This window comes from Dactylosporangium sp. NPDC049742 (assembly GCF_040674675.1).
Taxonomy (GTDB): domain Bacteria; phylum Actinomycetota; class Actinomycetes; order Mycobacteriales; family Micromonosporaceae; genus Dactylosporangium; species Dactylosporangium maewongense.
Genome location: NZ_JBFANF010000064.1, coordinates 33824 through 54176 on the forward strand (window position 1 = coordinate 33824; position 20353 = coordinate 54176).

Annotated in this window: 25 protein-coding genes; 10 read left to right on the forward strand and 15 right to left on the reverse strand. The window is 71.7% G+C overall.

Features of this window, described 5'->3' with window-relative positions; translation table 11 throughout:
* Position 1 precedes the first annotated feature (1 nt).
* Genes AB0J72_RS47060 through mtfM form a run of 4 tightly spaced genes read right to left on the reverse strand, consistent with a single transcriptional unit; the run spans position 2 to position 2201 of the window.
* Positions 2–1063 carry a glycine cleavage T C-terminal barrel domain-containing protein gene (locus AB0J72_RS47060; RefSeq protein WP_363412227.1) on the reverse strand — a complete coding sequence of 354 codons (1062 nt, stop codon included), beginning with the start codon at positions 1061–1063 and terminating at the stop codon, positions 2–4.
* A gap of 4 nt (positions 1064–1067) precedes the next feature.
* The gene (locus AB0J72_RS47065) at positions 1068–1493 is read right to left on the reverse strand and encodes a transcriptional repressor (protein ID WP_363412229.1); all 426 of its coding nucleotides are present in this window, start codon (positions 1491–1493) and stop codon (positions 1068–1070) included.
* A gap of 22 nt (positions 1494–1515) precedes the next feature.
* A complete protein-coding gene (locus tag AB0J72_RS47070; protein WP_344511517.1) occupies positions 1516–2100 on the reverse strand; it encodes an FABP family protein in 585 nt (194 codons plus the stop codon).
* Positions 2097–2201, reverse strand: coding sequence for a small membrane protein MtfM (gene mtfM, locus AB0J72_RS47075; protein ID WP_033363477.1), 105 nt, complete (start codon positions 2199–2201; stop codon positions 2097–2099). Before mtfM ends, AB0J72_RS47070 begins: the two co-directional genes overlap by 4 nt.
* Positions 2202–2213: 12 nt before the next feature.
* On the opposite strand from mtfM, the gene AB0J72_RS47080 reads away from it, so the two are divergent.
* On the forward strand, positions 2214–2588 hold the full coding sequence (locus tag AB0J72_RS47080; protein WP_363412232.1) for a DsrE family protein: 375 nt from the start codon (positions 2214–2216) through the stop codon (positions 2586–2588).
* Positions 2589–2591: 3 nt separating this feature from the next.
* Here AB0J72_RS47080 and AB0J72_RS47085 read toward each other — a convergent pair whose 3' ends face one another.
* From AB0J72_RS47085 to AB0J72_RS47110, 6 genes are all read right to left on the reverse strand, one after another.
* Positions 2592–3377: a hypothetical protein gene (locus tag AB0J72_RS47085; protein ID WP_363412234.1), complete on the reverse strand. Its 786-nt coding sequence runs from the start codon at positions 3375–3377 to the stop codon at positions 2592–2594.
* Between the two features lie 92 nt (positions 3378–3469).
* Positions 3470–3781 carry a DUF1416 domain-containing protein gene (locus AB0J72_RS47090; protein WP_344511511.1) on the reverse strand — a complete coding sequence of 104 codons (312 nt, stop codon included), beginning with the start codon at positions 3779–3781 and terminating at the stop codon, positions 3470–3472.
* Between the two features lie 13 nt (positions 3782–3794).
* Positions 3795–4646 (reverse strand): sulfurtransferase, encoded by an 852-nt coding sequence (locus AB0J72_RS47095; RefSeq protein ID WP_344511509.1) that lies wholly within the window; start codon positions 4644–4646, stop codon positions 3795–3797.
* A gap of 213 nt (positions 4647–4859) precedes the next feature.
* Positions 4860–4967 carry an Ms5788A family Cys-rich leader peptide gene (locus AB0J72_RS47100; RefSeq protein ID WP_354901066.1) on the reverse strand — a complete coding sequence of 36 codons (108 nt, stop codon included), beginning with the start codon at positions 4965–4967 and terminating at the stop codon, positions 4860–4862.
* 63 nt (positions 4968–5030) lie between these two features.
* Complete coding sequence (locus tag AB0J72_RS47105) at positions 5031–5798, reverse strand: DUF2993 domain-containing protein (protein ID WP_363412236.1); 768 nt, start codon at positions 5796–5798, stop codon at positions 5031–5033.
* 93 nt (positions 5799–5891) lie between these two features.
* Positions 5892–6842, reverse strand: a complete 951-nt coding sequence (locus AB0J72_RS47110) for a hypothetical protein (protein WP_363412238.1) — start codon at positions 6840–6842, stop codon at positions 5892–5894.
* Positions 6843–7061: 219 nt separating this feature from the next.
* Between AB0J72_RS47110 and AB0J72_RS47115 the strand changes: the two genes are divergently transcribed.
* The 6 genes from AB0J72_RS47115 (at position 7062) to pstB (ending at position 12972) form a co-directional block, all read left to right on the forward strand.
* Entirely contained in the window at positions 7062–7763 is a 702-nt protein-coding gene (locus AB0J72_RS47115; RefSeq protein WP_344511503.1) for a response regulator transcription factor, read from the forward strand.
* Between the two features lie 60 nt (positions 7764–7823).
* Complete coding sequence (gene mshD / locus AB0J72_RS47120; protein ID WP_363412240.1) at positions 7824–8777, forward strand: mycothiol synthase; 954 nt, start codon at positions 7824–7826, stop codon at positions 8775–8777.
* A 193-nt stretch (positions 8778–8970) separates the two neighbouring features.
* Positions 8971–10089 carry a phosphate ABC transporter substrate-binding protein PstS gene (pstS, locus tag AB0J72_RS47125; protein WP_363412242.1) on the forward strand — a complete coding sequence of 373 codons (1119 nt, stop codon included), beginning with the start codon at positions 8971–8973 and terminating at the stop codon, positions 10087–10089.
* A 98-nt stretch (positions 10090–10187) separates the two neighbouring features.
* Positions 10188–11090, forward strand: a complete 903-nt coding sequence (gene pstC, locus AB0J72_RS47130) for a phosphate ABC transporter permease subunit PstC (RefSeq protein ID WP_363412244.1) — start codon at positions 10188–10190, stop codon at positions 11088–11090.
* The gene (gene pstA / locus AB0J72_RS47135; protein ID WP_344511495.1) at positions 11090–12175 is read left to right on the forward strand and encodes a phosphate ABC transporter permease PstA; all 1086 of its coding nucleotides are present in this window, start codon (positions 11090–11092) and stop codon (positions 12173–12175) included. The genes pstC and pstA overlap by 1 nt, the downstream gene beginning before the upstream one ends.
* A gap of 20 nt (positions 12176–12195) precedes the next feature.
* On the forward strand, positions 12196–12972 hold the full coding sequence (pstB, locus tag AB0J72_RS47140) for a phosphate ABC transporter ATP-binding protein PstB (RefSeq protein ID WP_344511493.1): 777 nt from the start codon (positions 12196–12198) through the stop codon (positions 12970–12972).
* A 9-nt stretch (positions 12973–12981) separates the two neighbouring features.
* Here pstB and AB0J72_RS47145 read toward each other — a convergent pair whose 3' ends face one another.
* Positions 12982–13761, reverse strand: a complete 780-nt coding sequence (locus AB0J72_RS47145) for an NUDIX hydrolase (RefSeq protein WP_363412247.1) — start codon at positions 13759–13761, stop codon at positions 12982–12984.
* Positions 13761–14192 carry a hypothetical protein gene (locus tag AB0J72_RS47150; protein WP_363412249.1) on the reverse strand — a complete coding sequence of 144 codons (432 nt, stop codon included), beginning with the start codon at positions 14190–14192 and terminating at the stop codon, positions 13761–13763. The genes AB0J72_RS47145 and AB0J72_RS47150 overlap by 1 nt, the downstream gene beginning before the upstream one ends.
* A 38-nt stretch (positions 14193–14230) precedes the next feature.
* On the opposite strand from AB0J72_RS47150, the gene AB0J72_RS47155 reads away from it, so the two are divergent.
* The 3 genes from AB0J72_RS47155 to AB0J72_RS47165 are packed head-to-tail and all read left to right on the forward strand — an operon-like array spanning position 14231 to position 17571.
* Positions 14231–15208: a Gfo/Idh/MocA family oxidoreductase gene (locus AB0J72_RS47155; protein WP_363412251.1), complete on the forward strand. Its 978-nt coding sequence runs from the start codon at positions 14231–14233 to the stop codon at positions 15206–15208.
* Positions 15209–15250: 42 nt separating this feature from the next.
* Entirely contained in the window at positions 15251–15577 is a 327-nt protein-coding gene (locus tag AB0J72_RS47160) for a hypothetical protein (protein ID WP_363412253.1), read from the forward strand.
* Positions 15574–17571 (forward strand): M91 family zinc metallopeptidase, encoded by a 1998-nt coding sequence (locus AB0J72_RS47165; protein WP_363412255.1) that lies wholly within the window; start codon positions 15574–15576, stop codon positions 17569–17571. Before AB0J72_RS47160 ends, AB0J72_RS47165 begins: the two co-directional genes overlap by 4 nt.
* A gap of 2 nt (positions 17572–17573) precedes the next feature.
* On the opposite strand, the gene AB0J72_RS47170 is transcribed toward AB0J72_RS47165, so the two are convergent.
* The 3 genes from AB0J72_RS47170 to AB0J72_RS47180 form a co-directional block, all read right to left on the reverse strand.
* Positions 17574–18590 (reverse strand): inorganic phosphate transporter, encoded by a 1017-nt coding sequence (locus AB0J72_RS47170; RefSeq protein WP_360567294.1) that lies wholly within the window; start codon positions 18588–18590, stop codon positions 17574–17576.
* A gap of 1 nt (position 18591) precedes the next feature.
* Positions 18592–19218: a DUF47 family protein gene (locus AB0J72_RS47175; RefSeq protein WP_363412257.1), complete on the reverse strand. Its 627-nt coding sequence runs from the start codon at positions 19216–19218 to the stop codon at positions 18592–18594.
* A 112-nt stretch (positions 19219–19330) separates the two neighbouring features.
* Entirely contained in the window at positions 19331–20332 is a 1002-nt protein-coding gene (locus AB0J72_RS47180; RefSeq protein WP_363412259.1) for a hypothetical protein, read from the reverse strand.
* Between the last annotated feature and the right edge of the window lie 21 nt (positions 20333–20353).

Consider the following 20353-nt stretch of genomic DNA (forward strand, 5'->3'; position numbering starts at 1 on the left):
TCTACAGCGGGTCGATCGCGGCCGTGGACGGGCCCACCAGCAATTGACCCCCGTCGTCGTTGACGTTCTGCCGGACGACGGCGAGCGCGATCTGGCCGAGCTCGTAGTGGCGGGCGGCGGTGCCGACGAACCCGACCGCCCGGCCGTCCCGGACGACCTCGGTGTGCGGCGCGGGGAGCTCGTCGGTGGCGATGCCGTCCAGGTGCAGCAGCACCAGCTTGCGCGGCGGCCGGCCGAGGTGGTGCACCCGGGAGATCGTCTCCTGACCCCGGTAGCAGCCCTTCTCGAGGTGCACGGCGTGCGCCGTCCAGCCGACCTCCGCGGGCAGGGTCTTGTGGTCGGTCTCGAAGCCGAACCGGGGGCGCCGCGCCGCGACCCGCAGCGCCTCGTACGCCCAGATCCCGGCCGGCGGGAGCTGCGCGGCGGCGACCAGGTCGGGCACCGCGGACCGCGGCACGATCAGGTCCGCGCCGCCCTCCACCCGGCGGACCAGCCCGTCGAACGCCGGCAGCGCGGCCGCCGCGTAGCGCGCGGTCGGCCGGGGCGGCACCACCCCGGTCGCGAACTTCGCCGGCGGCACGGGCACCACGTCGGGCGCGGCGAGCGTGACGCCGAGCGCCCGCAGGGCCTCGTCGGTGTGCGGGCCGACGATCGACAGCACCGCCCGGTCGGCGGTCACGTCGGCGGGCTCGACCCGCATCATGAAGATCATCCGGGACAGGAACGTCAGCAGGCCCGCGCCGGCGCCCGGCTCCAGGTCCAGCCACGTGGCCGTGCCGTCGTCGACGAGCATCGCGTGGTGCTCCACGTGCCCGTGCGGCGACAGCACGAGCAGCTCCGAGCCGCTCATGGGGTCCAGGCCGGTCAGGTGCTGGGTGGTGAGGCTGTGCAGCCAGGTCAGCCGGTCGGCGCCGGGCACGGCCAGGACGTCGCGGTGCGAGCGGTCGACCAGCCCGACCCCGGTGTCGAGGATCTTCTGCTCGCGGGCAGGGTCGCCGTAGTGCGCGACCGCGGCACCGTCGACGGACGAGGGATCGATGGACGCCACGGTAACTGGCTTCACGGAGCTACTCCTCTTTGGTGCCGCAGCTGCCGCACACGCCGAACAGGGCCACGTGGCCGATGTCGAGGCGGAAGCCGCGGGTGGTGCGCAGGTCCTCGGCGAGGCCCTCGAGCATGGGTGGCGGCAGCTCCTGCACGTCACCGCAGCCCCGGCACACGAGGTGGGCGTGCTGGTGCTCGCCGAGCGGGTGGTAGGTGGGCGCGCCGTGCGACAGGTGCGCGTGCGTCACCAGCTGGAGCTCCTCGAGCAGCTCCAGCGTGCGGTAGACGGTGGTGATGTTGACCCCGGCGGCGCGCTCGCTGACGTCGGCGTGGATCTGGTCGGGCGTCGCGTGGCGCAGCCGGTAGACCGACTCCAGCACGAGCTGCCGGGGCGCGGTCAGCCGCAGGCCCCGCGACCGGAGCACTGCGGCCAGATCATCGAAACCCACGACGTTCAGATTAACGCGCGACTCAGCCCGCGACGCGTTCCAGGCGGGCGGACAGGTGCGGCTGGAGCGGCTGGCCGACGGCGGCGAGGTCGAACGCGTAGAGCAGCGCCCCCTCGACGATCCCGTAGAGCCGCTTGGCGCCGCGGACCTCCTTGGCGGTCGACGTGCGGACCACCGCGTCGGTGGCCATGTCCCACTGCGTGGTGCCCTTGGCCTGGCCGATGTAGAGCTCCATGATCCCGGTCGGCTGGCTGAGCAGCACCTCGACCTCGTCGGTCGCCTTGCCGTCCGCGAGCACCGGCCGCCACCAGCCGGTCTCCCGGTTGCTGGGCTTGATCGGGTTGCCGTCGACGTCGATCACCCAGGCGCGCGACTCGTAGAACAGGAACGGCCGCCCGTCGTGGCTGAAGCGGATCTCCTGCGCGTAGTGGAAGCCCTCGATCGTCGGGTAGTCACCCTGGCCGCGCCCGCGCCACACCCCGACCAGCGGCAGCAGCCCCAGCAGCGCGGGATGGAGGTCCGGGCCGACCCGCAGGTCGTGCGTCTCCTCGTACGGGTACTCCCCGACCTGGGCCAACCCGGCCCATGGCGGCTGTTCGTCTGTCACCAACGCCCCCTCGACACCCTCACCGCGAGATAGATCAGCCCGCCTGCGAGGGCGCCCATCCCGGCGACCAGCAAGCTGACGAACCCGATCTCGGTAACCATCCCCCGAATCCTATGCTGCGAGGCATGGCACGCTCTCTGGTCATCAAGACAACCGCCGGCTCCGACGCCCCGGAACGCTGTTCGCAGGCCTTCACGGTGGCCGCGACCGCCCTCGCCGGCGGCGTCCCCACCTCGCTCTGGCTGACCGGGGAGTCCGCGTGGTTCGCGCTGCCCGGCCGGGCGGCGCAGTTCGAGCTGCCGCACGCGGCGCCGCTGGCCGACCTGCTGGACGCGGTGCTGGCGGGCGGCACGGTCACGCTGTGCACCCAGTGCGCCGCCCGTCGCGGCATCGGTCCCGACGACGTCATCCCCGGCATCCGCATCGCGGGCGCGGCCGTCTTCGTCGAGGAGGCCCTCGAGGAGGGCGCGCAGGCGCTCGTGTACTGAGGGCTAACAGCCCGCCGTCGAGGTGATGTGCAGCTCACTGCCGTCGACGCGCAGGGCGACACCCGCCTCGCCGGCGCGGAAGGCGAAGAGCTTCGGCTCGTCGAGCACGACCGCGGAGGCCGGGACCGTGCTGCGGGACGCGGCGCCGTCGCCGGTGGTGACGGCCTCGACGGTCCACAGGGTGCCGCCGCCGGGGCAGGCGACCCGGTGGGTCCCCCACTGCGACGCGCTCTGCTTGAGGGTGTCGAGGACGGCCTGGACGGGCGCGCGGTTGGCGGTCTGCGACTGCGGGGTCGCCTCCTCGACCGGGGCGTCCTGCACCCGGCAGCCGGTGTCGGCGGTGAAGCGCAGCTGACCCGGCTGGATGACGCTGCCGCGCACGGCGACGAACCCGCCGGCGTCGGCGGTCATCGAATGGCTGCTCGGGCCGCTCACGAGGTGGACGTCGTACGACGCGGGCAGGGCCGCCTTGATCCGGTCGAGGACGTCCGGCTCGGTGCCCTTCTTCACGTACACCAGCAACACCCGCTCGAAGCGGGTGCCCTCGCGGGCGGAGGTGACCCGGCAGCTGCGGTCGACGCGCGTGTAACCGCCGAGCACCGGGACGGAGGTGGCCGGGTCGACCGCGGCGGCGATGCGGCCGAGGGCCTGGTCGGCGATGGGCAGGCCCTGCGCGATGGTGGTCTGGTCGCGGGACGTCGGCGTGCCGTGGCGCGAGGAGTAGTAGGCGAATCCGGCCACCACGAGAGCCCAGGCCACGGTTGCGGCGATGATCCAGCGACGTTTCACGGCGGCAATCCTCGCAGTCCCGCACAGTGCCGCCAAATGCCGCCGCCCCCCGGGGTTGGGCCCGGAGGGCGGCGGCACGGTGCGTGCGATGGTCAGGCGACCGCGACCGCGACCTCGTTGATGCCGCGGGCGGCGGCGAGGCTCGCGTCGCCGTTGCCCTGGCGGGACAGGGCGCGCAGCGTCCAGTTGCCGGGCGCGGCGAAGAACCGGAACTGCCCGGCCGGCGAGGTGACGACCTCGGCGGTGAACTCGCCGGTCGCGTCGAGCAGGCGCACGTAGGCACCGCCGACGGGGCCGTCGCCGGAGCTCACGACGCCCGTGATGACGGTTTCCTTCTCGACGTCGACGGAGGCGGGGATCGGCGCGCTCTGCTCGGGGGCGCCGCAGCTGTCAGCAACACTCATGATGCTCTGCCTTTCACGCGTTGCCGGGCTCGTCGCCCACGGCGACGGGGACACCGACGAGGGAGCCGTACTCGGTCCAGGAGCCGTCGTAGTTGCGCACGTCGCTGTGCCCGAGGATCTCCTTGAGGACGAACCAGGTGTGCGAGGAGCGCTCGCCGATGCGGCAGTAGGCGATGGTCGCCTTGCTGTCGTCGAGGCCGGCGGCGGCGTAGATCTCGCGCAGGTCGTCGTCGGACTTGAAGGTGCCGTCCTCGTTGGCCGCCTTGCTCCACGGCACGGACACGGCGGTCGGGATGTGGCCCGGGCGCTGCGCCTGCTCCTGCGGGAGGTGGGCGGGGGCGAGGAGGCGGCCCGCGAACTCGTCGGGCGAGCGGACGTCGACGAGGTTCTGCACGCCGATCGCCTTGACCGCGTCGTCGCGGAACGCGCGGATCGACAGGTCCTGGTCGTGCACCGCGACGTAGCTGGTGGCGGGGCGGCTGACCTCGTCCTTGGTCAGCGGGCGCCCGTCGAGCTCCCACTTCTTGCGGCCGCCGTCGAGCAGCTTGACGTCGCCGTGGCCGTAGAGCTTGAAGTACCAGTACGCGTACGCGGCGAACCAGTTGTTGTTGCCGCCGTAGAGGACGACCTTGTCGTCGTTGCCGATGCCCTTGCTGGACAGCAGGGCCTCGAACTGCTCCTTGTTGACGAAGTCCCGGCGGACCTGGTCCTGCAGCTCGGTCTTCCAGTTGATCTTGACTGCTCCGGCGATGTGGCCGCCGTCGTAGGCGGCGGTGTCCTCGTCGACCTCGACGAAGACCACGTTGTCGGCACCGATGTTCTGCTCGGCCCAGTCGGCCGTGACCAGTGCGCTCTCGCGACTCATGAGTGTTTTCTCTCCCAGGGAACGATTTTGGGGTGGGTCGAGTCGGCACACGGGTCGGGGTGTGCACCACGCCGCGCGCGACCCGAGGGGACGGATCACGGTTTCGGCGATGGGTCTGAGAACTGCCGCGGACTGGGAATCGCCCGCCAGACCCATCGGTCTGGGGCGCCGCTGCCTCGAGCCGTTATTCGAGCACGCTGCAGGGCCGCACCACTAGGGGCGGCAACACAGGCAGGTGGCCACGCGGCACAGGTCGACCGCGCGCCGTCTGGTGAGCAGCATGCTCATGGTCAGGCAGCCTAGCACCGCTGGAGGTGTCATCCCAGGGTCCGCTTGGTCACTGTCCGCCTGTTGGACCTGATCACCGCCCGGAAGGGGACCCGATCACTGCTCGGACAGGGGAACGTCCTTCGCGGAGGCGGTGACACGGAGGCCCGAGTCGGTCGTCTCCGCGGAGTTGATCACCAGGTTGTACGGCAGGCCCGGCAGCTTGACGGTGACCTGGAGCCGGCTCTTGTTGGCCTGGATGAGGTCGTTGACGAACTTCGGCAGGTTGCCCTGGTCGGTGGTGACCGAGTCGAGCTTGAGCCGGACCTTGCCCGACTCGACGACCATGCTGCCGTTGGCGATGATCATGACCTTGAACCCCTGATACACGAACGGGATCCGCATCTCGATCTTGTTGTTGACCACCTTGACGTCGACGGCGGAGGGGTCCACGCCCTGCGGCAGGTTGGTGAACTCCAGCAGCTTCCGGACGTTGTCCCAGGTCATGGTGGCCTGCCCGGTGACCTCGCCGGCGATCACCTCGCCCCGGCCGTTCATCAGGTCGCGCGCGTCGGCCTTGACCGCCTTGGCGTCGACGTTGAGCGTCTCGAGCTTCACGTTGTCGATCTGCGGCTTGCTCAGGGCGATGCTGATCTTCTCGTACTCCCCCGCGAGCACCTGGGTGAGGAACGGGAAGCCGGCGATCTTCACCGAGGGGTCGCCCTCGTAGGTGACGGAGTTGGCCGCGAGTTGCTTGCGGGTCTCGTCGGTGATGCGGTCCTTCGCGGTGCTCGCCGCGATCCGGTCCGCGACGAAGAGCACTCCGACCAGGATGACCGCCAGCACGACCAGCACGATGCCGACCTTGGCGCCTCTGCTCGCCACAGCTCTCCTTCCGCGCCCCGGGGTGGGTGTTACCGGGACGTACCCAGCCACCAGGATTTCCTACCCTCGCAACCGCGGGGCCCTACAGCAGTACTAGAGCAGTAACAGCGTGCTGGCGACGTAGGCGGCGGGCGCGGCGAAGGCGAAAGCCCCCATCGGCCCCTGGATGTGGCGGGCGAGGTACATGGCGGGCTCGTCACCGTCGATGACGCGGCTGGCCTCGGCATAGCCGACGGACAGGTCCACCATGACGGCGACGATGGCGGTGGCCAGGCCGGCGAGGGCGCTCGGCAGCGGCGTGATGCCGTCGAGCAGGTTGCCGATCGCGCCGGCGGCGGCGGTGCCGACCATCGCGCCGAGCACGACGCCGGCGCCGCCGCGCGGGACCTGCGGCGCGATGCGGGGCAGCGCGACGATCGCGTCGGTGAGCCGGGCGATCACGATGGCGATGCCGGCGGCGGCGAGGCAGGCGACGATCGCCTGGGTGCCGCGCGGGATCCGGCCGAGGACGATCACGCTGGCGAAGGCCACGACGCCGAGGGTGACCACGAGTGAGGAGCCGAGCGACTCGGTGACCCGCTGGCGCCCCGCGGGGCGGGTGAGCTGGCCGACGACGCCGACGATGAACCCGGCCGCGGTGACGTACGCCAGCGGGGCGAGGGACGCCGGACGGGTGAGGACCGCCGCGACGTCGGTGCCGATGGCGACCGCTATGCCGACGGCGGCGACGACGCGCGGGGCCGGCGGCCGGCTGGCGATGATCCACACGCCGACGAACAGGACCTGCACGCCGAAGATCACCACGGCGTAGGACTCGTGCCTGGTCTGCGCGCCGACGACGAGCCCGACGGTCATCAGGGCCGCGAACCCGGCGATGCCGAGGGAGACCATGCGCCGCACCGGGGGGATTCGCTCCGGCGTTTCGGGATTGTCCGGGATGTCGGCCTGCTCCCGGCGCCGGCGCCGGGGCGCCTCGTCGGCGGCCGAAGGCCAGGCGCCGTGGTCCTCGGCGTGGTTCTCGGCGGAGGGCGGGGTAGCGGGCACGCCCCGATGGTGCCAGAACTCCCCTCACCCGGCCCCCACCGGGATGACGAAATCGCGCATAGCACGCGACGGGGAACGGTGGAGTGTGGCTCAGCCGACTGTCCCGATCTGGATTGCCGCTGGTCGCAAACGATGAATACTCCGATATTCTTGGGCTGAGATACCCCCACAACCTCCCGTCAGTGTGGCCGGGACGAAACAGAGCCGCGGAGGTGACTCGTGGAGATCTTGCTGCTGACCGCGGCTCCCGCGGGCCAGGTGGTCTTGCCCGGCCTCGACCTGCTGCCCCACACGGTGCGCACCGCCCCGCGCGACGTCCGCACCTTGGTGAACGGTCCGAGCCCCGACGCCGTGATCGTCGACGCCCGCACGGAGCTTGCCGACGCCCGCGCGACCTGCCGGATGCTGCACGCGACCGGCCTGGGCGTGCCCCTGCTGGCGGTGGTGACCGAGGCGGGCCTCGTCGCGCTGCACGCCGACTGGGGCCTCGACGACGTCGTCCTGGCCAGCGCCGGCCCCGCCGAGATCGAGGCCCGGCTGCGGCTGGGCGTCGGCCGGCTCAACTCGGCCGCGGCCGCGAGCGGCGGCATGATCAAGGCCGGCGAGCTGACCATCGACCCCGACACCTACGCGGCGAAGCTCAAGGGCCGCCCGCTCGACCTCACCTACAAGGAGTTCGAGCTGCTCAAGTTCCTGGCCCAGCACCCCGGCCGGGTCTTCACCCGCGACCAGCTGCTGCGCGAGGTCTGGGGCTACGACTACTTCGGCGGCACCCGCACGGTCGACGTGCACGTGCGGCGCCTGCGCGCGAAGCTCGGCTCGGAGTACGAGTCGATGATCGGCACGGTGCGCCAGGTCGGCTACAAGTTCGTGGTCCCGCCGGCCCGCCCGCTGCACGAATCCGAGCCGGTGCGGGTCTGACCGACGCACGGGGCCGCCGCGCGGGGCCGTGTGGGTAAGGGTCTGCTCTAGGCTTGGCCCGTGACCGTCGAGCAGCTGGACCACCTCTCCATCGCGCAGGTCGACCAGGTGCTCGCGCTGAGCCAGGCCGCCGGCGACACCGACGGGGCGCTGCCGCTGTCGGAGCACGTGGTGCTGCACCTGCGGCACGGGGGTGAGACGCAGGCGGTGCACCTGCTGGCGCGCGACGCCGACGGCACCGTCACGGGGTATGCGCACGTCGACACGACCGACGCGGTCGCTGGCGCCTCGGCCGAGCTGGCGGTGCACCCGCAGCACCGGCGGCGCGGGATCGGGCGGGCGCTCGCCGAGGCGGCGATCGCGGTCGCCGACGAGCGCGCCGGCGGCCGGCTGCGGCTGTGGGCGCACGGCGACCACCCGTCGGCCTCCGCCCTCGCGATCCGGCTCGGCTTCGACCGGGCCCGGGTGCTGCTGCAGCTGCGGCGGTCGCTGTTCGCGCCGCTGGACGAGGTGGCGCTCCCCGACGGGGTGACCCTGCGCGGGTTCCGCCCGGGCGAGGACGACGCCGCCTGGCTCGCGGTCAACGCGGCCGCCTTCGCCGACCACCCCGAGCAGGGCAAGTGGACCCTCGACGACCTGCGCGTGCGGATTCAGGAGCCCTGGTTCGACCCGGCCGGCTTCCTTCTGGCGTTCCGCCAGGATCCGCCCGAAGAGCTCGTCGGCTTCCACTGGACCAAGATCCACGGTGATCCCGAGGATCGCGCGCACGACCCGATCGGCGAGGTCTACGTGCTGGGCGTCGCGCCCGGCGCGCACGGCGGCGGGCTGGGCCGCGCGCTGACCCTCGCCGGGCTCTGGCACCTCCGCTCGCGCGGGCTCTCGCAGGTCATGCTGTACGTCGACGAGGAGAACCGGCGGGCCGTGTCGCTCTACCAGCGGCTGGGGTTCGTGCGCTGGGCCATGGACGTGAGCTTCCAGCGGTCCGGGCCGCGGGACGGCGCCGCGCCGCGCTGACGCAAAACGGGCACCGGCTATCTCCACTGGGCAGTTCACCCATTGGCAAACTGGCCTCCGACCAGGCGTCACCTTCCCCGAAGCACCTGTTCACCGCGCGTTCACCCGCCTCCGAAGGACCGGTTACCTAGCGCTCTTAGCGTCGCTTTCAGTCGACGACCCCCGTCGGCAGTACCCCGACGAAGGGACCGCAGTGAACTTCAAGCGGCACGGCATCATGGCCGGCATCGCGCTCACCGCGACGCTGGCGCTCACCGCGTGCGGCTCGGATAACAACGAGACCCCCAGCACGCCGGGCACCGGCGGTGGCAGCACCGCGGCGTCCGACATCACCTGCGCCAAGGGCTCGCTGACGGCCCAGGGCTCGTCCGCGCAGAAGAACGCGATGGACGAGTGGATCAAGGCGTACCAGCAGAAGTGCGCCGACGCCAAGATCGACTACCAGGGCACCGGTTCCGGTGCCGGTATCACCGCCTTCTCGGGTGGCACGGCCGACTTCGCGGGCTCCGACTCGGCCCTCAAGGACGGCGACGAGACCACCAAGGCCACCGCGCGCTGCGGCGGCAACCCGGCGCTCAACCTGCCGATGGTCACGGGCCCGATCGCCATCGCCTACAACCTCGATGGCGTGAAGGACCTCCAGCTCAAGCCGGAGACCCTCGCCAAGATCTTCGGTGGCTCGATCACCAAGTGGGACGACGCCGCCATCAAGGCCGACAACCCGAGCGCGACGCTCCCGTCGACCCCGATCAACGCCATCCACCGCCAGGAGTCCTCGGGCACCACCGAGAACTTCACGGGCTACCTGGACAAGGCCGCGGCCGGCACCTGGACCTTCGGCAAGGACAAGGTCTGGAAGGCCACCGGCGGCCAGGCCGAGAAGGGCTCGGACGGCGTCGCGGGCGCGATCAAGAAGGCGCCCGGCGCGATCGGCTACGTCGAGTGGTCCTTCGCCAAGGTCAACTCGCTCTCGACCGCCAAGATCTTCAACGGCGCCGGTGAGTACACCGCGCTGACCGGTGCCGCGGCCGGCAAGACCGTCGCGGGCGCCAAGATCACCGGTACCGGCGACGACCTGAAGCTCTCGATCGACTACGCCACCAAGGAGGCCGGGGCCTACCCGATCATCCTGGTGACCTACGAGATCGTCTGCAGCAAGGGCACCCCGGCCGACAAGCTCGACCTGGTCAAGGGCTTCCTCGGCTACACCGTGAGCGCCGCCGGCCAGGCTCAGCTCGAGAAGCTGGGCTACGCCCCGCTGCCCGAGTCGGTCCAGACCAAGGTCGCTGCCTCCATCAAGAACCTGGCCTGACAGGACTCTCCTTGAGCCAGCAGACTCTGCCTGCCACCTCCGCCGGTTCGCCCGGCGGAGGTGGCGGTCTTCCGAGGAAGCGCCGTCTCGGCGCTGACATGATCTTCCGTGGCACCGCGACAGCTGCCGGCTCGATGGTGCTCGTCATCATCGCCGCCATCGCCGTCTTCCTGATCGTCAAGGCCATCCCGGCGATCAACAAGGACACCGAGAACTTCTTCACCTACAAGTCGTGGTTCACCGACGGCGACACCCCGCAGTTCGGTGTCGCGGCGACGGTCTTCGGCACGGTGCTCACCGGTGCGCTCGCGCTGCTGCTGGCGGTCCCGGTGGCCCTCGGCATCGCGCTGTGCCTGTCGCACTACGCGCACCGCCGGGTGGCCACCACCCTCGGCTTCGTGATCGACCTGCTCGCCGCCGTCCCCAGCGTCGTGTTCGGCCTCTGGGGTCGCGACTACTTCTACGAGCCGATCACCAACTTCTCGAAGTGGCTGCACGACACGCTCGGCTGGCTGCCGATCTTCGGGAGCGAAGGCCCCTACGGCAAGTCGATCCTGCTCGGCTCGATCGTCCTGGCGATCATGGTCCTGCCGATCGTCACCTCGCTCTCCCGCGAGGTCTTCATGCAGACCCCGCCGGAGAACCAGGAGGCCGCGCTCGCGCTCGGCTCCACCAAGTGGGAGATGATCCGCACCGCCGTGCTCCCCTACGGCAAGGCGGGCATCATCGCCTCGGTCATGCTGGGCCTGGGCCGCGCGCTCGGCGAGACGATCGCCCTCGCGCTGACCCTCGGCGGCGTCTACGACATCAAGTGGGACTTCCTCGGCCCCGGCGGTGTCACCATCGCCTCCAACATCGCCAACCGGTTCGGTGAGGCCAACGACACCGGTCGCGGTGCCCTCATCGCCTCCGGTCTGGTGCTGTTCGCCATCACGCTGGTCGTCAACATGGCCGCGCGCGCGATCATCTACCGGCGCCGCGAATTCGTCGGGAGCGCATGATGAGCGTCGAAACCCCTGAGCGCGTCGTCGGGCTGAGCAGCGGCCAGCAGCTGCGCAGCAAGTCCCTGCCGTCGTGGTCGGCCTGGGCGGCGGCGGCCGCCGCGATCGCCGTGGCGTTCGTCCTGATCTACCTGACCTCGGCCGGCGGTCTGGTCCTCACCGGGGTCGTCGCGGCCGTGCTGTTCGTGGCGTTCTTCGCGATCGCCGCCTCGATCGTCGAGGGCGGCCGCGCGGCCCGCAACCGGATCGCCACCACGCTGATCTACGGCGCGTTCATCCTGGCCCTGGCCCCGCTGCTGTCGGTGGCCTGGACCCTGGTCAGCAAGGGCACCACCCGCCTCGACGGCAACTTCTTCGGCACGTCGATGAACAACATCGGCGCGTTCGACGAGAAGGGCGGCGCCTACCACGCGATCATCGGCACGCTCGAGCAGGCCGGTCTCGCCACGCTGATCACGGTGCCGCTGGGCATCCTCGGCGCGATCTACATCGTGGAGTACGGCCGCGGTTTCCTGGCCAACGCGATCCGCTTCTTCGTCGACGTCATGACGGGCATCCCGTCGATCGTGTCCGGCCTGTTCATCCTGTCGTTCTGGGTCTTCACGGTCACGCCGCTGTTCAACGACGGCCGGGCCGCCTACTCGGGCTTCGCGGCGGCGCTCTCGCTGAGCGTGCTGATGCTGCCGACGATCGTCCGCTCCACCGAGGAGATGCTGCGGCTCGTGCCCAGCGCGCTGCGCGAGGGCGCCTACGCGCTCGGCGTGGCCCGCTGGAAGACGATCGTCAGCATCGTGCTGCCGACGGCGCTGCCGGGCATCGTCACCGGCGTCATGCTGGCGGTGGCCCGGGCCGCGGGTGAGACCGCGCCGGTCCTGCTGGTCGCCGGCGGCCTCAACTCGATCAACTTCAACGTGTTCAGCGGCAACCAGTCGTCCCTCTCCCTGTTCGTCTTCGAGCAGGCCGGGGTCGCCTCGGAGTTCGCGCCGGGCCGCGCCTGGACGGCGGCCCTCACGCTGGTCGTCCTCGTCCTGGTCCTTACCGTCGCGGCGAAGCTTCTGGCCCGCCGAAACAAGCTCGCCCGATGACCCTCTCTGGAGCGCCCCACATGGCAAAGCGCATCGAAGCCCACGGTGTCACCTCGTACTACGGATCCTTCAAGGCCATCGACGGCGTCTCGATGACGATCGAGCCGAAGTCGGTCACCGCTCTCATCGGGCCGTCCGGCTGCGGCAAGTCGACGTTCCTGCGGTCGATCAACCGGATGCACGAGGTCCTGCCCAACGCCAGGATCGAGGGGCAGCTCCTCATCGACGGGCAGAACATCTACGACAAGGACGTCGACGTCACCGCCGTCCGCCGGATGATCGGCATGGTCTTCCAGCGGCCCAACCCGTTCCCGACCATGTCGATCTTCGACAACGTCGTGGCCGGCCTGCGGCTCAACGGCGTGCGCAAGAAGTCGGTGCTCGAGGAGGTCGCCGAGAAGGCGCTCCGCAGCGCCAACCTGTGGAACGAGGTCAAGGACCGGCTCGGCCGCCCGGGCGCCGGCCTGTCCGGCGGTCAGCAGCAGCGCCTGTGCATCGCCCGCGCCATCGCGGTCGAGCCGCAGGTCGTGCTGATGGACGAGCCCTGCTCGGCGCTCGACCCGATCTCCACGCTCGCGATCGAGGACCTGATCACCGAGCTGAAGAACCAGTACACGATCGTGATCGTCACGCACAACATGCAGCAGGCGGCGCGCGTCTCGGACCGCACCGGCTTCTTCTCGATCGACAAGACCGGCGACCCCGGCCGCCTCATCGAGTACGACGACACCGCGAAGATCTTCACCAACCCGTCGGTGAAGAAGACCGAGGACTACATCACCGGCCGGTTCGGTTAAGCGCGTGGGTCAGATTGGGCGGATGGCGTCGGCCGGGTCACGGTCCGACGCCGCCGCCAGGGCCGCCTCGACGCCGCCCGCCCCAGCCACCCCAGCGACCTCAGCCAGCTCGACGAGCGTGTGCATGGTGGGCGGCAGCATCGTGAAGCGGCCGTCGGCGGCCTCGGCCGGCGAGCACCACACCGTGTCGTCGGCCTCGCCGCCGACGTCCCTCGTGACCTGACCCTCCGGCAGGGCGGCGAGGAAGAAGTACGTGTCGAAGCGCCGCGGCTCGAACTCCGGCGTGATCCAGCGCGACCAGGGCGCCAGCAGGTCGGAGCGCAGCACGAGCCCGTTGTCCGTGAGGAACTCGGCGAAGCCCAGCTCCCGCTGGATCAGCGCGATCCTGGCCCGCTCCCAGTCGGGCCCGCTCACGTCCCCGACCACGGTGTCCACGTCCGCGCCCGCCAGCAGCACCCCGGACTCCTCGAACACCTCCCGGACCGCCGCGCAGACCACCGAGCGCGCCACGGACTCAGGAAGCCGCAGCCGCGCCGCCCACTCCGCCGGCGACGGGCCGGCCCAGCCGGGCTGCACCGCCGCGTCCCGCGGGTCGACGCCGCCGCCGGGGAACACGTACATCGACGCGGCGAAGGCCATCGTGGGGACCCGGCGCAGCAGGTACACCTCGAACGGCGCCCGCATGAGCACCACGGTGCTGGCGAGGCGGGGCTCCACCGGTACAGCACCCGACGCCGCGAACTGACGGGCCTGCTCGGCGAGGGCGGGTGGCAGACGGAACTCGACCATCAGGCCACACTAGGGCCTTGCTCGTGCCCGGGGCGGCCGTGGGTGCGGCGCCGCTCCTTCATCTCGGCCTCGTAGAGGTGCCGGCGGCCCTGGACGAGCTCGTCGCGGGCGGTCCGGTCGAGGTCCTTGAAGGTGGCGTAGTAGTTGTCGTCGAAGTCCTCGACGATCTGGAACGTCCAGTGGCCCGCGATGACGTTGCGGCCCACCAGGTCGGTCTGGATCCGCTCGGCGAGCCTCGGGTGGCCGGCCTCGCGGAAGAGCCTGACGGCCTCGTCGAGCATCAGGTCCGCGTGGCCGATCAGCTGGTGCAGGTCGTAGAGGCGCCCGCGGGCCCGCTCGACGCATTCCAGGGCCTCGCTCAGCTTGCCCAGCGCCTCGACGGTGGCGTCGGAGACACCGTCTGGCCTGCGGTGCTGCTCATCTGCTCCCACGCCGGTCCGGTACCCCGCCGAGCACTAGATTGAACGCCATGGCCGACCGCATTCGCTGGGGCATCCTGTCCACCGGCAGCATCGCGAGCACGTTCGTCGAAGACCTGCACCTGCTGCCCGACGCGGAGGTCGCCGCGGTCGGCTCGCGCACCGCGCAGAGCGCCGAGCGGTTCGCGGCGAAGCACGGGATCCCCCGGGCGCACGGCTCCTGGCAGGCGCTGGTCGACGACCCGGAGGTCGACGCGATCTACGTGGCGACGCCGCACACCGCGCACCACGACGCGACGATGCTGTCGCTCGCGGCGGGCAAGGCGACGCTGACGGAGAAGCCCCTCACGCTCGACGTCGCGTCGTCGGAGGCCCTCGTGGCGACCGCCCGCGAGCGCGGCGTGTTCCTCATGGAGGCGATGTGGATGCGCTGCATCCCCGCCGTCCGGCGGATGGTCGAGCTGGTCGCGGCCGGCGCGATCGGCGACCCGACCGCCGTGCACGCCGACTTCGGCATGGCCGGCCCGTGGGACGAGTCGCACCGGCTGCTGTCCCGGGCGCTCGGCGGCGGGGCGCTGTTCGACGTCGGGATCTACCCGGTGACGTTCGCGCACCTGTTCCTCGGCGCGCCGTCCAGCGTGCAGGCGTGGGCGCGGATGACCGCGGGCGGCGTCGACGAGAACACCGGCATCCTGCTCGGTTACGACTCCGGCGCGCTCGCCGCGCTGACCTGCTCGCTGGTCGGCGACAGCGCCCGCCGGGCGACCGTCACCGGCACGACCGGCCGCATCGAGGTGGCCCGCGAGTTCTTCCACCCGTCCGGCTTCACGATCTGGCGCGGCGGCGAGGCCGAGACGGTCGACCTGCCGTTCGAGGGGGCCGGCTACCACTTCGAGGCCGCCGAGGTGCACCGCTGCATCCGGGAGGGCCGCACCGAGAGCCCGCTGGTCCCGCTGTCGGAGACGCTGGACATTTTGACGGTTTTGGATGTTGTACGGGTAAAGGTCGGTCTTGACTACTCGAGCTGAACGGGGCCATCCGTTCGTCGTGTCACCATTACCGTGCGCGATATGGCGAAGGAGATCCGGGCCGATCCCGGCGCGCTGAGCGACCTGGCCGACGCGAGCCTGGCCGCGGCCGCGCACCTGGGCGACCACTTCCGCGGCGGCTATCGCGACCTGCCGGTCCCGGCGACGGCGTTCGGCAACCTCGGCGGCAGCGCCGCCCTGCACGGCACCTGCACCATGGTCCTGCGCGACGCCCAGTCCGCGATCGGCGGGCTGGTGGCGGTGCTGGAGGGCGACGCCGAGCGCCTGTGGCGCACCGCGTTCGCGTATCACGAGGCCGACCGCCTCGCCGACCAGCGCATGGGCGGCTCCCGCGGAGCGCCGGCATGACGAACGCGGGGCTGGTCACGGAGGCGGTCACCGTCGACGACCTGTGGCGGATCGAGGCACGGCCCGCGCTGCTCGACGCGGCGGCCGTGGTGTGGCGGCAGGTGGGGCGGGACGCGGACGCGGCCCGCACGGCGCTGGACACGGCGGCGCGCCGGCTGGTCTGGGCCGGCGACGCGGCCGACAGCTACCAGTCGCACCGGGGCAGGCTGGGCCGGGACCTGGACGCCGTGACGGGGCTGGCGCCGGAGGTCGCCTACCGGTACGAGGCGATGGCGGCGCTGCTGCGGCGGGGCCAGGACCTGCTCGACGACGCGTGGCGGGCGATCGCCGCCGTGCCGCACCGGCGGGGGCTGGACGGGGTCACGTTCAGCCCGGCGGACCCGGCGCAGGCCGCCGCGGTCGGGCGGGCCGTCACCGAGGCCGCGAAGATCCGGTCGGAGATCGTGCAGGCGCTGGTCGGGCACGACGCCGCGCTTCGATCGGCACGACCGCGGTGGGCGGCGGTGGCGGCCGGTTGGAGCGAGATCGCGGCGGGGCGCGTCGAGGGCTGGCTGGCCGCGGCCGAGGCGTCGCATGCCGTCGACGTGATCGTGGCCGGCAGCGTCGTGGTGGACGCCGGCGCCGGCGACGACGTCGTGACGGTGCGCACCGAGGCCGACGGCAGCAGGATCGTGCTGGTCGGCGGGGTGCCGGTGCGCGTGCCGGCGGGTGCGCGGCTGGTCGTGCGGGCCGGGTCGGGCGACGACACCGTCCGCGTGGAGGGCGGCGGCGCGGTCACCGTGCTCGGCGGCTCGGGCGACGACACGCTGGTGGGCGGCGCCGGCGACGACATGCTGCTCGCCGGCGCGGGAGCGGACACGGTGCGCGGGGGCGACGGCGACGACCTGGTGAGCCTGGGACCGTGGCGGGGCGGCGAGCAGAAGGCCGAGACGGCCGCGCTCGGCGGCGGGGACGACCGGCTCTGGGCCGGCGGCGGCATGGCGCGCGTCGACGGCGGCGACGGCGACGACCTGCTCTTCGGCGGCGACGGCGACGACGTGATCAGTGCCGGGGCCGGCGCGGACACCGTCGACGGCGGCGCCGGCGAGGACCGGCTGACCGGCAACGGCGGCGACGACACGCTCTTCGGCGGCGACTCCGGCGACCACCTCGACGGCGGCGCGGGCGACGACCGGCTCGACGGCGGCGAGGGCGCGGACGTGCTCTACGGGCTCTCCGGCCGGGACACCCTGACCGGCGGCGCCGGCGGCGACTACCTGGAGGGCGGCACCGGCGACGACGTCCTCGACGGCGGCGACGGCCGGGACGTGCTGTCCGGCGGGCGGGGCGACGACACGCTGACCGGCGGGGCCGGCGACGACGTCGTCTACTCCGGTGCCGGCGCCGACGCCGTGCGCGGCGGCGAGGGCGACGACCTGCTCTACGGCCAGGGCGACGACCGGGTCGCCGGGGTCGAGCACATGACCGGGGTCGCGACGGCCATGGACGCGTTCATCCGGATCGACGGCGACGCGGAGTTCGCCGAGCGGGTCCGGGCGGACCTGGACCTGCTCGCCGCCTCCCCCGCCGGCCGGCAGATGCTGGCCGCGCTGCAGGCGACCGCGGTGCCGATCACCATCCGGGCGGTGGGCGACGACAACGGCTACGCCGGCGCGGGGCCGTGGCCGGTGATCCGCTACAACCCGGCGTGGGGTGCCCTGCAGGACGGCCGCCCGCCGCTGTCGACGCTGTTCCACGAGCTGGCGCACGTGTACGACTTCACGCACGGGACGGCCGACGAGCACCCGTACAACGGCGCCAGCGGACGGGACGTGGACGGTCAGGGCAACCCGGTGCTCAACCTCGAACGGCAGGCGACCGGGCTGCCCATCGACCATGACGGCGACCCCGCGACCGCCAACCGCATCGACCCGCGGCACCCGATCGAGCTCACCGAGAACGGCCTGCGCACCGAGATGCGCCTGCCGCTCCGGGACACGTACGGCCGCCCCTAGGCTCAGAACATCCAGCGGGAGATCGCGTAGGCGAGGACGGCGATGGCTCCCGCGGCCGGGAAGGTGAGGACCCAGGCGACCAGGATGTTGCCGGCCACGCTCCACCGGACCGCGGAGAGCCGCTTCGTCGCGCCGACGCCCATGATCGCCGAGGTGATCGTGTGGGTCGTCGAGATCGGCACGCCGAGCCACGAGGTGGTGAAGAGCACGCCCGAGGCGACCGTCTCGGCGGCGAAGCCCTGCGGCGGGTCGAGGTCGATGACCTTGCGGCCCAGGGTGCGGATGATCCGCCAGCCGCCGGAGTACGTGCCGAGCGCCAGCATCGTGGAGGAGGTCCAGAACACCCACTCGGGGATGTGGCTGGTGTTGTCCTGGTAGCCGCCGGCGTACAGGGCGAGGACGACGATGCCCATGGTCTTCGCGGCGTCCTGCATGCCGTGGCCGACCGACATCGCCGCGGCCGAGGCGGTCTGCGCGTAGCGGAAGCCCTTGTTGAGCTTGCGCGGGTTGCCATTGCGGAAGATCCACATGATGGCGATCATCGCGACGCCGCCGAGCGTGAAGCCGACCAGCGGCGAGGCCACCATCGGGATGACGACCTTCTCCACGATGCCGCCCCACAGGACGGTGGCGTCGTCGACGCCGAAGAGCATCGCGCCGAGCGAGGCGCCGACCAGGCCGCCGACCAGGGCGTGCGACGAGGAGGAGGGGATCCCGAAGTACCAGGTGATGAGGTTCCACGCGATGGCGCCGACGACGCCGGCGAACACGATGCCGAGGCCGCTCATCCCGCTCGGCGGGTGGATGATGCCGCTGCCGACGGTCTTGGCGACCTGGCCGCCGAGGTGCGCGCCGGCGAAGTTGCCGAGCGCGGCCATGATCAGGCCCGTGCGGGGGCTGAGCGCACGGGTGGAGACTGAGGTCGCGATCGCGTTGGCCGCGTCGTGGAAGCCGTTGGTGTAGTCGAACACCAGTGCCACGAGGATGACCGCCAGCACCGCGATGAGCTGCGCGCTGATGTCACGACTCCTTGACGACGATGGTCTCGACGGTGTTGGCCACGTGCTCGAAGGCGTCGCACGCGGCCTCGAGCTCGTCGACGACCTCCTTCATCTTGAGCACGGTGAGCGCGTCGTACTCACCGGAGAAGAGCCGGACGAGCATCATGCGGTACGCGTTGTCGCCCTCGTTCTCCAGACGGTTGCACTCGACCCAGTACTCCTCGAGGTTCTTCATGGTCTTCAGCCGCGGCATTGCCTCGGCGGTGAGCCGGGCCTGCTGGTCGAGGACCTTGACGATCTCGTGCAGCTCACGGGGCAGCGCCGGCAGCTTGGTCAGGCCGTACAGGTACAGCAGGCTGCCGACCGCCTCGAGGTGGTCCATCACGTCGTCGAGCAGCGATCCGAGCCGGTAGATGTCCTCCCGGTCGAACGGCGTGATGAAGCTGGAGTTGATCTTCTTGTAGAGCTCGTGCGTGATCGCGTCGCTGTCGTGCTCGACCTCGACCAGCCGCTCGCTGACCGTCTGCACGTCGACGCCGGGCACCGCGAGCTCGGAGAGCAGCTCCGTGCCCTTCACCAGGTTGCCCGCCGCACGGGTGAAGAAGTCGTAGAACGAATCGTCACTGGGACGGAGCCTCAAACGCACAGCCTGACCTCGAGACGTGAACGAAATCCGCGAGGGCCGGTTGGTCCTCGGCGGGAATGCTAGATCCCGCCACTGAGCTCGGCAGAACCGCAGTCCTGTGACCTTGCGCAGTTCATCTTTCGTTCAGCTTTTGTTCATCTTGTACGGCGGGCCGCCGAGGCTCGGCCCGATGCTTTCGCTCGCGATCGACCGGTTTGCGGAGAAACCTTGCGAGTTGGGCCCGGTGACGGCTGGCGATGAGGTCGGCGCCCGCGGCGCGCAGCTCCTGCCAGAACGCCGTGCGGACGTGCCGCGGCTCCTCGGGGACGCCGACGAACCGGATCCGGCGGCCGCCGGCGTGCGCGGCGCCGACCAGCGACCGCAGGATGTGCCGCGCCTCCGCGGGGAACTCGGGCCACTCCTCCTGCGGGTCCCAGCCGATCCGCGCGCCGAGCGCCTCGGTGACCAGCGGCGCGACGGTGACGGGCAGGCCGCCGGGCTCCAGGTCGCTGAAGCGGCCCTCCAGGAACGCGAACCGCTCGTAGGCGCCGAGGAGGTCGGCGCGGGACCAGTACGGGCCGGTGAGCACGACGGTGATCGCGCCGGGCACGACGCGGCCGCCGAGGAACGTGGTGAGCAGCTCGGCGCGCGGGCGCAGGAGGAGGTCGAGGGCCTCGTACTCCGGGCGGGCGGCCTGCAGCAGCAGCGCGGCCCGCTGCTGCGGCGCCGTCACGCGCGGCGGCGGGCCCGGGTCCGGGTCCGGGTCGGCGTGGACGAGCAGCAGGAACGGCTCGGCGCGGCGCGGGTGGACCCGGCCGAGCGGGCTCTCGTCGACCAGCGCCGCGAGGGGCTCCAGGACGGCCTGCTCGAAGGTCGGCGCCGGCTCGCCGTCGGGCATGGCACAGTCCAGGCGCAGGACCGGCGGCGCGGTGTCGGTGTCGAGCCGGACGGCCACCTCGACGCCCGCGAAGCCGGCGCGGACGGCGGCCGCGACCGGGTCGGCGGGGCCGCCGACCGCCACCAGAAGGCCGTCGGCGAGGTACGGCCGGCCGCGCCGCGATCTCGCCGCGGCCAGCGCGCCCATCGCCGCGAGGCCCACCATGCCGCTGGCGACCGTGGCAAGACCATTGCTCATCCCTAAATGGTATGTAACACG